This is a genomic window from Liquorilactobacillus capillatus DSM 19910, from assembly GCF_001434915.1.
In the GTDB taxonomy this organism is placed as follows: Bacteria; Bacillota; Bacilli; order Lactobacillales; family Lactobacillaceae; genus Liquorilactobacillus; species Liquorilactobacillus capillatus.
Genome location: NZ_AZEF01000002.1, coordinates 95457 through 110492 on the forward strand (window position 1 = coordinate 95457; position 15036 = coordinate 110492).

The window sequence follows — 15036 nt, forward strand, 5'->3', positions numbered from 1 at the left end:
TAGTATTACGTAAAAGACAACAAGGTAGAAAATCTTTAGTAGGAGGTTCAGTTTTATGAGCAATGCAGCAATGGCAATTCAAGTTTTACCGCAAGAATTAAATACAGCTAAGTTGTTAAAGATCGTAGATGCGGCAATTGCAGAGATAAGTGCAAGTGGTTTAGCGTATGAAGTTGGTCCTTTTGAGACAACGATTGAGGGAAACCTAGATGAATTGGTAGCACTGATCCCAGCTATTCAGAAAGCATGTGTAGCAGCTGGAGCAGATATGATTAGTAATTATATCAAGCTTAGTTATTCACCTCAAAAGCACTTGCTGACAACCGCTGAAAAGTTACACAAATATCGGAAGTAATATTTTAAGCTTCTTTCGTCATAGTAATAAGGGTTATACTGCAAAACGAGATCCACTTCGTCCTGTAGCATAACCCTTATTAGATTATTTAGTTTTTTAGTGTATAGCAGCGATTAAACGAGCGATGTTTTCAGCAGTTTGGGCAATATCCTTTTGTCCATCAGCAAAGGCTTGTTTTAAAGATTTAGCACCTCCAACAGTGGCAAAGATAGCATCGATAGCGTCTTTATGATATAGGTCATCAATTCTTTCGCCAACGTTACCAGCTAGTGCGATAACCGGTGCGTGTGGAGCAACTTCTTTAGTTGCGAGTGCGACACCATAGGGGGTTTTTCCAAATTTAGTTTGAAAGTCGATACCACCCTCACCAGTAAAAACGAAATCAGCTTGTCGTGCCTTTTCTTTTAAAGAACTATATTCAACAACGATGTCAATTCCTTTTGCCATCGTTGAGTTAGTAAAGGCTAAGAGTCCTGCACCCAGCCCACCAGCTGCACCGGCTCCAGGAAAAGAAGCGAGCTCTTTATTAAGCTCCTTTTTTATAAGGGCGGCATAATGGGTTAAATTGGCATCTAGAAGCTTGACCATAGCTGGCGTTGCTCCTTTTTGCGGACCAAAAACAGCTGAAGCACCGTCAGGACCAACGAGTGGGTTAACCACATCTGAAGCAATAAGAAGCTCTGTTTGAGTAAGGCGCTCGTCTATCCCAGTAAGATCGAGTGAGCACAGCTTACCGAGTTCACCGCCACCAAAAGCTAGTTCATGCTTGTGGTTATCTAATAGTTTTACTCCGATAGCCTGAGCCATTCCAGCACCACCGTCGTTAGTGGCACTACCGCCAATACCCAGAATAATTTTAGAAGCTCCATGATCAAGGGCATCAATAATTAGTTCGCCTGTTCCATATGTAGTAGCTTTTAAAGGATTCTGTGTTTGTGTATTAATATAACTAATACCACTGGCTTCTGCCATCTCAATAACAGCTGTTTTTCCATCGCCTAAGAGTCCATATTTAGCAGTCACTTTAGTTGCTAGGGGACCAACTACTTCTTTCGTGAGCAGTTGACCGGCAGTGGCATCCACGAGAGACTGGACAGTTCCTTCACCACCGTCAGCCATGGGTACTAGCTCGTAGTCAGCTGTGGGGAAAACTTTAGTTAAGCCACTAGCGATCGCGTCAGCAACTTCTTTGGCAGTCATGCTTCCCTTAAATGAGTCAGGTGCAATTACAAATTTCATTAGTAAACCTCCTACTTTTATTTTAAAGTCCCAAAAAGCCATACATAACAGTTGCTACAATCATTGCAGTTGCACCAACTAATGCCTCGTAGAGGATAGCTCGTGAACGTTCCTTGATGTTCATATGCATTGCATTAGCTGTAACGTGAAAGTAATTTCCGTGTGGTAACTGATCAATAACGATCCCACCAGTGTGGATCATCGTAGCTGCAGCTAATGGAGATACTCCAAAACCAAGAATGGCCTTAGAAAAAGAACCGGTAGCAAGTATAACTCCAGTAGAAGTCGAGGCTGAGGCAGCAGCCATTAAGATACCAGCAATTGGAGCTAATAAGACGCCAGAAATATGGCTCATATTAATTAATGAAATAATTTTAGCTGGAAGGTCTGAAGATGTGATTGTTGCGCCAATCGTGCCTGCTCCAATTAAGATTAAGACGACATCGGTCATCCGATCAATCCCAGATTTGGCGAAATTCCTGATTTGCTTCCCTTGCCCCATAGCTAGAGCACCAGCGATAGCTGCTATAGGTAGAACGTACATCGCATCAAGATTTAACTTAGTTAAGAAAGTGATATGGAAGATTGAACCAAGCGGATTCAAGAGCAGTAAAACAATGGCTAAGACTGGTGTTACGAGTGCCGATCTTAACGATGGATACTTTTTACTTGTAGCAGGGGAAGTTAAGTTAGCAAGGTCAGCATCAAGAATAGCTGTTCCCTTATTTTTAAGCAGACTGGCAATAATGACAGTTGTACATAAAGCAAAGAGAGCTGGAATAAAATCAGCAAGCATAACTTGACTTAATTCAAGATTAAAGCCTTTTGCAGCTGCAATCGTATTAGGGTTAGGCGAGATAATATTACCAGCTTTTCCACCGCCAGATAAGGCTACCAGTAGAGCTAGTTTTGAAAGATGCATTTTTTTGCCAACTTCTAGTGCGATAGGAGCAACAATCAAAACAGCGACGGGAATAAAAACACCGACGGCAGTGATAACCATTGTTGCTAAAGCGAGTGATAGGATAGCAAAACGGTCCCCCATTTTGTTAACGATCGTTCGTGCTAAAGTATCAGCAGCTCCTGATTCCATCATAACGCCGGCAAGCATTCCTGCGGCTAGTACACGTAGGACAGTCCCCATCACACTTTGCGATCCTTTTATCAAGATGTCTAGTGTTTGGACAAGGTTAGCCCCGCCCAAAAGGGAACCGATGATTGCTCCTAAGATAAGTGAGTAGACAGGATTAAGCCGTCTAAGGATAAGTATAATAGCGATTGCTAGTCCAGCTAAAGCTGCCCACCATGAAATAACTAATGATAAATCCATGGTAAAAAATCCTCCTTTTTAATTGTGAAAAAATTATAAAACACATAAATAGTATTCTAGAGGATTGTATTTTAAATTACAATCTTTTTTCAGCTTAAAACAGTAAAAAGGGATAATTTAATTTGAATAAACTAATTAGCTTATTATTTTTTAGCTTAGATAAGTCTAGTTGGTGTGATAAATTATACTTTTTTAAGTTAAGTATTAGAGGATCAACAGGAAAGTATTATATTTTTGGAATGCCAAATTGATTGAATAAACAACATAAGTTCTATAAGATAGAATGTATGCTAAATATCTATTTAGGTTCCTAACTCAATAAATTTTAGTCGGGTTAGGACTCTGCAAGGGTATGCATAACTCAATTGGAATAAGATTATAGTGTGAAGTCAAAAGGCGTGTGTGTAAATCTAAGTTTAATACATACAATTAAAGACGCTTTAGAAAGCTGTAGGACAATGAAAATATTAAAACCATATTTTAAAAATAATTATCGTTCCATAATTGGTGCTATTTCCGCAGTGATCATTCTTGCTTTAAGTTCACTCTGGCAGCCAAAGCTGCTACAGAATATTATGAAGGCGATTATTGCAGATAATACTACGGCAGTTCAGAATTACGGTATTCAATTGATTCTACTAGCCGTAGTAGGAATTCTAGCTGGAATAGCTAGTACGTATTTCTCGGCTAAAATAGCTCAATCAGTAACTACTGATCTACGTGCGGCAGTTTATAGTAAGATCCAAACTTTTTCTTTTGGAAACATTGAGAAATTCTCTTTTGGCAGCTTGACGGTTAGGCTGATAAATGATATCAATCAGGTGCTGAACTTACTAATGACTATTTTTATGCAACTTTTCAGAATTCCAATTTTATTTATTGGGGCGTTTGTTCTTGGAATTATGACGATTCCGCGACTGTGGTGGATCGAAGTTTTGATGATAGTTCTTATTGTGAGTCTCTCAAGTCTTGTTTTTTCAAAAATGGGGCGCTTTTTTGCAAGATTCCAGAGATGGATGGATAATCTTAATACCATTGCCCAAGAATCAATGCAGGGGATCAGGGTCGTAAAGTCCTTTAATCAAGAGGAAAACGAAATAAATAAGTTTACTGTCTCTTCCAATAATATCAAAGGACTCCAACTTAGTATCGGTTATCTTTTTTCGTTAATGATCCCAGCCTTTACCTTGATTTCAAATCTAATGATACTCGTGGCACTTTATTTTGTGGGAATAGGAATAACAGATCATCCCAATGATCTTGCAGCTATTGCATCTTTTACTTCATATTTGATGCAGTTGATGTTCGCAATTATAATCGGGGCAATGACAATGATGATGTCATCAAGAGGATTGATCTCTTTAGGCCGAATTAAAGAGGTCTTAGAGACAAAACCAGATGTGATTTATCATAAGGATGGTCCAGAAGAAAAGTTAGCTGGCAGTGTGGTTTTCCAAGATGTGTCGTTTAGCTATCCCAATTCGGCAACAGAATCTTTAAGTAATATTAGTTTTAGCGTTAAACCAGGTGAAACGGTTGGGATCGTTGGGGCGACAGGGTCTGGTAAGACCACGATGGCACAGCTTATCCCCCGTTTATATGATCCAACTGCAGGTACCATTTATGTAGGTGGAAAAATGCTTAAGGAAGTTAATGAAGCTTCTTTGCGGAAGACAGTTAGTTATGTTTTACAGAAAGCAATTCTCTTTTCAGGCACGATCGCCGAGAATTTGCGTCAAGGAAAAAGTGATGCCATAGAAGAAGATCTGCGTTGGGCTGCTGAAGTTTCCCAAGCGGCAGAGTTTATTGATAACTATGAAGATGGGTTCGAGCATAAGGTTGAGGAAAGGTCAGCCAACCTATCTGGCGGACAAAAACAACGTTTATCAATTGCCCGAGGACTGATTGGAAAACCGCAAATTTTAATTTTAGATGATTCAACCTCGGCTTTAGATGCAAAATCCGAAAAGAAAGTTCAGGAAGCTTTGGAGAGAGATTTAAAAGAAACAACGGTCTTCATAATTGCTGAAAAGATTGCCTCAGTTATTCAAGCGGATAAGATCTTAGTTCTAGATAAGGGAAAATTAGTAGCAGCGGGTAAACATAAAGAACTGTTACAGATTTCGCCTATTTATAAAGAAATATATGATGCACAGGTTTCAAAGGAGTGGGGTGAATAGAGGATGGTAGATACAAAAAAGGCTCTAAATTATTTTGTCGTAAACTTAAAACCGTACTGGAAAGGACTGCTTTTGGTGGTGGGGCTAACTATTATCTCTACTTGGTTTCAAGTTAAGGCGCCTACTTATATGGGAAAGGCAATTACAGATTTAAGCCGGTACCTGACTGCATATTTTGATCCAACAACACATAAACAAGCATCTTTACAGCAGTTTTACAATGCATTATGGGCGCTGTTATTCTTTTATGGGATGAATGTAGCGACTATGTTAATTTCAAGTCTGTGGACTTCACGAATCAATGCTTTGTCGACTAATGGGATGCGGATTGGTCTCTTTAGCAAATTACAAAGGATGACTATCCGCTATTTTGATCAACATCAGGATGGAAAGATTTTATCCTTGTTTACTTCTGATTTAGATAATATCTCAACTGCAATGAATCAGGCAATCTTTGAATTGGTATCCCAATCGGCTCTCTATCTTGGGACGATTTGGATAATGTTTTCATTGAATGTAAAAATGGCAGTTGCAACGGTTATATCAACACCGGTGGCAATTCTATTGGCCTGGATTATTGTTAAACGTGCTCGGTACAACGTTGAGATACAACAAGAAGAAATCGGCAAATTAAATGGCTATATTAATGAACAAATTAATGGTGAAAAAATTATTATTACCAATGGGTTACAAAAAGAATCCCTAGCTGGCTTTAATGAACGCAATGAAAAAGTTCGTAAAGCAACTTTTAAAGGTCAATTATACTCTGGAATGTTATTCCCACTTATGCAGGGTTTATCGTTATTGAATCTAGCGATTGTAATTGCTTTTGGTTCATGGATGGTCGTAAATGATAATATGGAAAAAGCTGTCGGACTTGGACTGATCGTGATGTTCGTTCAATATTCACAACAATATTTTCAGCCTATAACGCAGGTAACCTCGATGTTTTCGATGCTGCAGCTAGCGCTTACAGGAGCCAAACGACTAACACAAGTTCACGCACGACCAGAGGAGCAAGACCATGATACTGGGGAGAAGCTAGAGAATGTTCAAGCAGGTGTTCAGTTAAAGAAGATCCGCTTTGGGTATGATCAGAACCGTGAGATCCTGCACGGGATAGACATTCAAGTTGATAAAGGAAAAATGATTGCATTAGTTGGGCCAACTGGCTCGGGTAAGACTACCGTTATGAACTTACTGAATCGTTTCTACGATGTAACTGAAGGGCAGATTCTGTTTGATGGTACTGATATAAACCAACTTCAGCTTAAGTCATTGCGAAAGAACGTTGGGATTGTACTACAAGATTCAATCTTGTTTACAGGAACTATCGCTGATAATATTAAGTTCGGAAAGCCTACCGCAACTGATGCGGAGATGGTGGCAGCGGCACAGCAGGCACATATTCATGATTTTATTAAATCATTACCAAATGGGTATAGTACAAAAATCAGTAATGCTGATGCATTATTTTCAACAGGTCAAAAACAATTAATTAGTATTGCAAGAACGATTTTAACTAATCCACCGTTCCTAATCTTAGATGAAGCAACATCAAATGTTGATATGGTTACGGAGGAAAAAATTCAAAAAGCGATGGATAATGTTATTGCAGGCCGAACTAGTTTTGTAATTGCTCACCGTTTAAAAACGATTATCAAAGCAGATGAAATAATTGTTCTCAAAGATGGTAAAATTATTGAGAGAGGCCGGCATGAGCAATTACTGGTCGAAAAAGGTTTTTATTATGAGCTCTATACAAACCAAATGGTTTTTGAGTAATAAAGAAATGCAAAGGATAATAAAAAAGCGGCAATCAGTCTACTTATGACTGAGAAAGCCGTTTTTTTTACTGAAATAATGTTTATTTTAGTTTAAATAGCTAATTTTTATTTTTAGGTATTTTATAAATGCTTATTTTTTGCTAAGATTATCTTTAATATAGCACTGACAATTAGTGTATTATTAAAGAGTTAAGAGGTTCCATTATTTGTTATTTAAATTAGAGGATGATGAGGAGAAAAATGAAGCATTATAGAATTTGGCGTCTAAACCTTGGTTGGCAGATTTTAATAGGATTAGTTTCAGGGATTATACTGGGAGTTATTTTTTATGGTAACGAGGCAGCAACGATGGCCATGCAAAATATAGGAACGATGTTTATTAGCTTGATTCAAATGATCGTTTTACCTATCGTTGTTTCGTGCTTAATAGTAGGAATTGCGAATATGGGTGATATTGGTAAATTAGGTCGAGTTGGCGGGAAAACACTAATCTACTTTGAAGTAATGACTACTATGGCAATTATTTTGGGCTTAATTGTCGGTAATGTCTTCCATCCTGGGGATTATATTAATGTTCACCAGTTACATAGTCAGAATATAAGTCAGTATATTGAAACAGCTAAGTCAGCCAAACATAGTGGTATCTGGTCTATTTTTATGGGGATAATTCCGACAAATATTTTTAAGGCTTTAAGTACAGGTGACATGCTACCGATTATTTTCTTTGCAGTTTTCTTTGGACTTGGGACAGCTGCAATTGGTGAAAAGGGTACAATTATTCTCGATTTCTTCCGTGCAGTCTCAGAGGTAATGTTCAAGGTAACTAATTGGGTTATGAAAACAGCTCCAATAGGAGTTTGTGCGTTAATTGGGGCTACAGTTGCCCAAATGGGGATCAAGGCTTTAGCCCCCTTAAGTTATTTTATTTTACTAGCTTACATCACAATGGCAATCTTTATAATAGTCGTGATGGGGTTAGCTGCCAAGTTATTTAAACTGAATATTTGGCATTTACTGCATGTTATAAAAGATGAAATGGTCTTGGCCTTTTCGACGGCCAGTTCAGAGGCTGTTTTACCAAAGATCATTGATAAGATGGGGCAATTTGGGGTTAATCAAGGAATCGTTTCTTTCGTAGTTCCAACAGGATATACTTTTAATTTAGATGGTTCAGCCATTTACCAGTCGTTAGCAGCACTTTTCTTGGCACAAGCATATGGCATTCATCTTTCTATTGGACAACAAATCACATTAGCTGTGGTGCTAATGATTACATCTAAGGGAATGGCGGGTGTGCCAGGAGCTTCATTTGTTGTTTTGCTGGCGACAGTGTCCTCAATAGGTGTTCCTGTACAAGGATTAACGTTTATTGCGGGGATTGACCGTCTAGTGGATATGGGAAGGACTGTTGTTAATGTTGCAGGTAATTCACTTGCAGCCGTTATTATCGGTAAATCAGAAAAAGAATTTGATGAAGTGAAGAGTCAAGCATACCTTGCTTCTTTGAAGAAATAAACAGCAAATTGATTAGTAAATTTGTGCAGATAGTATTTATTTAAGTATAATGGTCGCTGATAAACAACTGTTTTATCGGTGACCATTTTAGACTTGATCTACTTCTATTAGCTGGCCGAACTTATAGGCTGGCTAAACTTGTTTTTTGTGCTAAGATGTTACTTGTCAATATAAAATAGTAGGGTAGATTTTATGAGAAGAGATAAGATGGTAGCTCTTAAAAGAAAGGAGAAATAAGTTGAGAAAGCACCAGAGAGGAATGCTGGGCCCGGTCTTAGTAATTATTATACTATTGGGGACGGGGGTGTATGTTGGTGGACTAACAATTACCGGTAATCTAGATAAGTTGCCTTTTGTAAATAAAGTTGAAATCTTTATAGATGAGACAATATTGAAGAAAGAAAAGAAAGAAAAAAAAGTTAATTACACTAAATTAGATGTTCCGTTAATCAACCAATTAGATGATCCGACGCTGTATAACGGTTGTGAAGTGACATCTTTAGCGATGCTGCTGAACTATTACGATATCAATGTCACTAAGAATGAATTAGGTGATAAAATCAAAACAGTTCCAATGGATTATGGAAATGGACAACATGGTAATCCACATAAAGGTTTTGTAGGTGATGTTACTGGTGCTAATCCAGGATTAGGTGTTTATCATGGACCGATTATGGCGCTTACTAAAAAGTATACTACTAAAGCAGTTGATTTAAGCGGACAGACGTTTAACGATGTTATTCAAAAAGTGGGTGAAGGGCATCCAGTGTGGACGATTACCACAGCAACTTTCGCACCTGTTGATGACTTTCAAGCGTGGGATACACCACAAGGAGAGATAAAAATAACTTTTTCAGAGCACAGTGTTGTTATCACTGGTTTTGATCGGAAGAATAACGTGATCTATATCAATAATCCTTATGGACATAAAAACCAAGCAGTTAACTGGGACGACTTTGAAGCAGCTTATAAGCAAATGGGAAAGCAAGCCGTTTATATTAATAAAGAAAAATAGATGATAATATAGCAATCAAAAAACTCCAAGCCAGTGTTATCCGGCTTGGAGTTTTTTGATTGTTATATTTAATAGGACTTTATCTTAGTACCAGCCTGTTTGCTGTGAATGTTTTTGAGCGTTTGCCCATGAACCATAACGTTGTTGTACGTACTGGTTAGCAACACGTTCTTGGTTAGCAGCTGAGTAGTCACCGTTCAAGTATGATCTTGATAATTGGTACTTACCGTAGTATTGACCGTTTGTAGCTGTGTAGCTACCACTTGATTCACGGTTAGCGATCCAGTTTTTAGCAGCTTCTTCTGAAGAACCATTAGAAGTTGTTGTCGTATTTGTAGTTTGTTGTTGTGCAGGTTGTTGCTGAGTTGCAACAGGTGCCTTAGCCTGAGTCTGTGTGCTTTGTGCAGGTTGAGCATTAACAGCAGGTTTTTGTTGCTGTGTATTTTGAGTTGTTTGTGTGTTATTTACAGCAGGTGCTGTTTTAGCCTGAGCTTGTGCAGGTTGTTGTTGAGTAGCAACAGGTGCCTGAGCTTGAGCCTGTGTGTTTTGTGCAGGTTGAGCAGCGTTAGCAGCAGGTGCTTGTGGTGTTTCTGTAGTAGTAGTCTGAGCAGCATTGTTTGTACTACCACCAACCTCAAGTTGTTGACCAACAAAGATCAGGTTGATATCTGATAAGCCGTTTGCCTTTTCGATAGAAGATACTGTTGTGTTATTTTCTGATGCGATATGAGAAACTGTATCCCCAGCTTTGACAGTAACTGTATCAGCGTTTGCAGCGATGGTGCCAGCTGTTAAAATTCCTGTGATAGTTGCAGCTGACAATAAAATTTTCTTGATATCCATATTTATATATTCACTCCTGTGATTTTTGGCAATGTGGCATTCACCACAATTTCTTTCGACCACGTTTGATCGATTCAACAGTGATTAGTATAACTGCTAAATATAACAACAAAGTAGCAGTCAAATTACTATTTCTGAATATTTCGTAATATTTTTTCATATTTGTAATATTCTGTAATATTAAAATGGTATCTGCCTGAATATTGATGTATGCAATCATTGGTTTAATAACGAAAACCTCCTTTTTTAATTTTGAGGTTTAATATGACAAAAAGAGGCTTTAAAGAATAAAAAGTATTTTTTTTTTTCAAAAAAAAGCAAAAAAACTTCAAAAAAAAGTTTGACAACGTCATTTTAAGCTTGAATTTGAGTGAATATGACAAAAAATGGGGTATTTTGAAATAATAAATGTGTGTTTTTCGAGAAAAATAATTTAATTTAGAACTTAAGTCATTGAATAATAGACAGAAACTAGGGATCAGTATCTTGCAAGTCAAGTTTCACAGAGAAAACGGCAAAATCTTTTTACAAAGGACAGCTGAAACAAAGGATGAATTATTATATAATTTAAGACGTAAGAAAGTGGAGGTGCGTCAATTGGGTAAAATACTGTTGGTGAACGCAGGAAGTTCTTCTGTGAAGTGGAAGTTGTTTGAGTCTACTAATGAAGAAGTGATTGCTAAGGGGCTTGTTGAGCGAATTAACATGCCAGGTTCAATTTTTGAAGTTGCATATGGTACGAAGAAGTACTCGGAAAATGTTGATAACCTTTCCTACGAGCGTGCAGCCTCAATGATTCTTGAAAAATTAAAAGCACTCGGGATCATTGCACAGTTATCTGAGATAATGGGTATTGGACACCGAGTGGTTGCAGGTGGACAAGTCTTCAAGCATGCGGTAAAGCTTACTGAGGATAAAATGAAGGAGTTAAAAGGGCTGAATGATTTTGCTCCGCTGCATAATCCAACGGAGATTGAATACATTGAGATCATGCAGAAGGTGTTGCCAACAATACCGCAGTATGCTGTTTTTGACAGCCAATTTTTTACAGCCCTACCTGAAATGAATGCTATCTACAGTATTCCATATGAATATACGAAAAAATTTGGTGTTAGACGATATGGTGAGCATGGGATAAGCCATGATTTTCTTTCCAAGCGTGCTGCTGTACTCTTGGAACGGCCATTATCTTCACTTAAAATGATTACCTTGCATTTGGGTAGTGGGGCCTCAGTAGCTGCTGAAAAAGATGGTAAGGCCTTTGATACATCAATGGGTTTTACACCATTAACAGGTTTGACGATGGGAACAAGGGCTGGCGATGTTGATCCATCAATTATTCCCTATTTAATGAAGAAACTTGATTTAAGTCTCGAACAAATATTAAAGATGCTTAATACAGAATCAGGGTTACTGGGACTTTCTGGTATCTCACCTGATATGCGTGATTACGCTGAACACAAAGACGATCCTCGAATAAAATTAACTGTTGATATTTTTATTAATAGGATAGTGAAGTATGTCGGTAGCTATTTCGCAGAACTTGGTGGCTTAGATGCCTTAGTCTTTGCTGGGGGAATTGGTGAGAATAACGTTAAGTTACGAGCCGAGATAATTGCCAGATTAAAAGTGCTGGGTTTTGAAATAGATCCCAAGCTAAACCAAGAAGGCAACGAAGGAGTTATTTCAAGCCAAAGTTCAAAAACTGAAATTATGTTAATTCCAACCAATGAGGAGTTAGCAATGGTTAGACAAATCAAAGAAATTTTGGAATAAGCGAAGCTATATAAGTATCAGGGCAAATTTTGCCACTGATACTTTTTTTATAGAATACTAGAAATAAAACTAGCAGCTAAAGTTATCAATGGTTAAATTAAGGTACAGTATCAGGAGCGTGGTTAGAACGTTTTAAGGATCGGGTATATATTATAGTAGAAACTACTTCAAGGTGAGATATGATATAGTAGCTATTTTTGAAAAGTAATATATTGAAGGCGATGTTATTAAGCCAACTTAGATAATAGACAGAGAATAAGACACTAGTAATTTCTCAGATCATGTAGATTTTAAAAATTATTATATGATATTTTTTGGAATTTATTACATTTAAATGAAATTGAGATTTTATTATAGACAGTTTCGATTTTTTTAGAGTATAATACTTTTCGAGAATAGTTATCAATTACGCATGAGATGTATGGAGGGATTGCAAGTGATGGCACAAGAGCAGAAAACATTATTAGCTGCTACAGATAAACTAAAGGAATATAAAATAAAAAATACACCTCAAAGACAAGTGATACTATCATATCTAATGACGTCACATGACCATCCGTCAATTGAGATGATTTTTAATTATGTGCGAGGTAACGGTTTTAGTGTTAGTCTAGCAACGGTCTATAATACATTACAATTATTGATTGATAATAATTTAATCATTGAAATTGCTGCAGACAGTGGTGGACATATGCGCTATGATTACTTTGAAACACCTCACTACCATGTGATCTGTGTCAACTGTAACAAGATTGTAGATGTTTATAATGATAAGTATAAAAAGAATGAAGAAGATGCACAGCTTGAAACGGGATTTCAAGTTTTTAATAGCCAATATGAAGTTTATGGCTTATGTCCTGAATGTCAAAAGAAGTTGGCAGATAATAAGTCCTATTGACTTTTAAGGAGGAATAAGTTAAACTGCTAGCATTAACAGCAATGAAGCAGAAGAGTAGTTAATTAATCAATACTTAAGAGACTTGGTGGGGCTGCGAACCAAGGCATATTAATTAACGAATTACACTGGGGAGCTGAAATTGGGTCATCACAATATCGATGAATGAGCTGGCTATTTTATGGCAATATGGGTGGTAACGCGGAATTAATTATTCGTCCCTAATACTTTCAAGTATTAGGGACTTTTTTAATGGATAAAAATAGGAGGTATATGATAATGAATATTATTGATGAGTTAAAATGGCGTGGTGCAATTAACCAGACGTCTGATGAAAAAGGATTAAAGAAATTAACAGAAGAAAAATCGATTGGACTTTACTGTGGGGTTGATCCTACTGGAGATAGTATGCACATTGGTCATTTAATTCCTTTTGTTATGCTTAAGAGATTTCAAATGGCAGGTCATCGCGCTCATATCCTTATTGGAGGAGGCACTGGTTCAATTGGGGATCCATCTGGTAAGAAGGCAGAACGAGTTTTACAATCAATGGAGCGTGTCCATCATAATGAACAACGTCTGACAGAACAGATGAAGCATTTATTTGGTAAGGATAATATTACGATTGTAAATAACTATGATTGGTTGTCAAAAATCGATTTATTAAGTTTTCTACGAAACTACGGTAAGTTATTTAATATGAATACAATGCTCAATAAAGAAGTGGTTGCTAGTCGACTTGAAGTCGGAATTTCATTTACCGAGTTTACCTACCAAATATTGCAATCAATTGATTTTTATCATTTATATAAACACAATGATGTGCAACTACAGGTTGGTGGTGGTGACCAATGGGGAAACATCACAGCCGGAATCGATATGATTCATAAGATCGAAGGAAATGATGCTAAAGTTTTTGCACTGACAATTCCCTTGATGCTCAAGGCTGATGGAACTAAGTTCGGGAAAACAGAAGGTGGAGCAGTATGGCTTGATCCTGAGAAAACGACACCATATGAATTCTATCAATTCTGGTTAAATCAGGACGATCGTGATGTTGTCAAATATTTGAAGTACTTTACATTTTTAAAGCGTAACGAAATTGAAGAACTAGCCGAAAAACTTAAAACACAGCCGGAAAAAAGAGAGGCACAACGTCGTTTAGCGGAAGAAGTAACCACTTTTGTGCATGGTAAAGAAGCAGTTATACAAGCTGAACGTATCTCAAAAGCACTCTTTTCTGGTGAAGTTAAAGATCTTAGTACTTTGGAAATTGAACAAGGTTTCAAAGACATGCCAACGGTTGAAGTGACAGCAGCTCCGGTGAATATTATTGAATTGTTAGTTAATACAGAAATTGAAAAGTCTAAACGTCAGGCACGTGAAGATGTCACAAATGGTGCTATTTACATTAATGGTGAGCGCATTCGTGATTTGAAATTTGAAATTGACCCAACAAAAGCGTTTGATGGGAAGTTTGTAATTATCCGTAGAGGGAAAAAGCGTTACTTTTTGGCTAAAGTTACTTACTAACTTTTTAAATGTTACGAGTATTATGAGATAAGAATATCTGATTAATTAGGAATGCTGGAGCAAAGAAATTTGCTCTAGCATTTTTTTAACTATTTAGACAGTGATGAAGGTGTATAGTGGAGTTAGCCGATTGGCTAAGAAATGTTTACTATGATTAGCAGTACTTTGGTAAAAAATGTATCTTTTCTTATTTTTTAAATCTTTTTTGAAAACATTTTTTAAACTAGTTTTCCGAACAAAAATTATATTTAAAGTTGCTATTCACGTAATAGTTATAAAAAAACAGATTTTTGCTTTTGAACGTAATGTAATCGTCCGACTTTTTAAGGCGGATAGAATAATTTGAACTAAAGTAACCTAATCTTATACCCAAACTAGGCTTGACGTTTACTAAAGACGGGCGTATAGTAACTTATGTTGTTGATTTGCTTAAACAACAAGCAAAAAAACGTATTGACAGCATTTGAGATTGGTGTTACACTAATAAAGCCATATCATAAATGGTGTAAGAAATATTCAAGTAGATCTTTGAAAACTGAACAAAGTTTCGACAAATCAAATGTGTAGG

11 protein-coding genes and 1 other annotated feature are annotated in these 15036 nt (G+C 37.1%); of the genes, 8 read left to right on the forward strand and 3 right to left on the reverse strand.

The features are described 5' to 3' along the window. Positions 1-55 precede the first annotated feature (55 nt). Positions 56-355 (forward strand): thiamine-binding protein, encoded by a 300-nt coding sequence (locus FC81_RS00435; protein ID WP_057741848.1) that lies wholly within the window; start codon positions 56-58, stop codon positions 353-355. Between the two features lie 96 nt (positions 356-451). On the opposite strand, the gene FC81_RS00440 is transcribed toward FC81_RS00435, so the two are convergent. Both FC81_RS00440 and FC81_RS00445 read right to left on the reverse strand, forming a co-directional pair. After that, positions 452-1594 (reverse strand): glycerate kinase family protein, encoded by a 1143-nt coding sequence (locus tag FC81_RS00440; RefSeq protein ID WP_057741852.1) that lies wholly within the window; start codon positions 1592-1594, stop codon positions 452-454. 22 nt (positions 1595-1616) lie between these two features. Next, positions 1617-2924 carry a GntP family permease gene (locus FC81_RS00445; RefSeq protein ID WP_057741854.1) on the reverse strand — a complete coding sequence of 436 codons (1308 nt, stop codon included), beginning with the start codon at positions 2922-2924 and terminating at the stop codon, positions 1617-1619. A gap of 458 nt (positions 2925-3382) precedes the next feature. On the opposite strand from FC81_RS00445, the gene FC81_RS00450 reads away from it, so the two are divergent. The 4 genes from FC81_RS00450 to FC81_RS00465 all read left to right on the forward strand — a co-directional run bounded on the left by FC81_RS00450 (position 3383) and on the right by FC81_RS00465 (position 9421). Beyond that, positions 3383-5104: an ABC transporter ATP-binding protein gene (locus FC81_RS00450; protein WP_057741857.1), complete on the forward strand. Its 1722-nt coding sequence runs from the start codon at positions 3383-3385 to the stop codon at positions 5102-5104. Between the two features lie 3 nt (positions 5105-5107). Beyond that, positions 5108-6889: an ABC transporter ATP-binding protein gene (locus tag FC81_RS00455; protein ID WP_057741860.1), complete on the forward strand. Its 1782-nt coding sequence runs from the start codon at positions 5108-5110 to the stop codon at positions 6887-6889. Positions 6890-7131: 242 nt separating this feature from the next. Continuing rightward, positions 7132-8406, forward strand: coding sequence for a dicarboxylate/amino acid:cation symporter (locus FC81_RS00460; RefSeq protein ID WP_057741862.1), 1275 nt, complete (start codon positions 7132-7134; stop codon positions 8404-8406). Between the two features lie 238 nt (positions 8407-8644). Further along, complete coding sequence (locus FC81_RS00465; protein ID WP_235804603.1) at positions 8645-9421, forward strand: C39 family peptidase; 777 nt, start codon at positions 8645-8647, stop codon at positions 9419-9421. Between the two features lie 84 nt (positions 9422-9505). Here the strand turns inward: FC81_RS00465 and apf are convergent, their stop codons facing one another. After that, positions 9506-10264 (reverse strand): aggregation-promoting factor, encoded by a 759-nt coding sequence (gene apf, locus FC81_RS00470; protein WP_057741865.1) that lies wholly within the window; start codon positions 10262-10264, stop codon positions 9506-9508. A 597-nt stretch (positions 10265-10861) separates the two neighbouring features. Here apf and FC81_RS00480 point away from each other — a divergent pair. The 3 genes from FC81_RS00480 to tyrS all read left to right on the forward strand — a co-directional run bounded on the left by FC81_RS00480 (position 10862) and on the right by tyrS (position 14468). Beyond that, positions 10862-12040, forward strand: coding sequence for an acetate/propionate family kinase (locus FC81_RS00480; RefSeq protein WP_057741888.1), 1179 nt, complete (start codon positions 10862-10864; stop codon positions 12038-12040). A gap of 439 nt (positions 12041-12479) precedes the next feature. Then, a complete protein-coding gene (locus FC81_RS00485) occupies positions 12480-12938 on the forward strand; it encodes a Fur family transcriptional regulator (protein ID WP_057741870.1) in 459 nt (152 codons plus the stop codon). Positions 12939-12970: 32 nt separating this feature from the next. Continuing rightward, positions 12971-13161 (forward strand) — a binding site (T-box leader). Between the two features lie 53 nt (positions 13162-13214). Next, positions 13215-14468 carry a tyrosine--tRNA ligase gene (gene tyrS / locus FC81_RS00490; protein WP_157054660.1) on the forward strand — a complete coding sequence of 418 codons (1254 nt, stop codon included), beginning with the start codon at positions 13215-13217 and terminating at the stop codon, positions 14466-14468. Positions 14469-15036 lie beyond the last annotated feature (568 nt).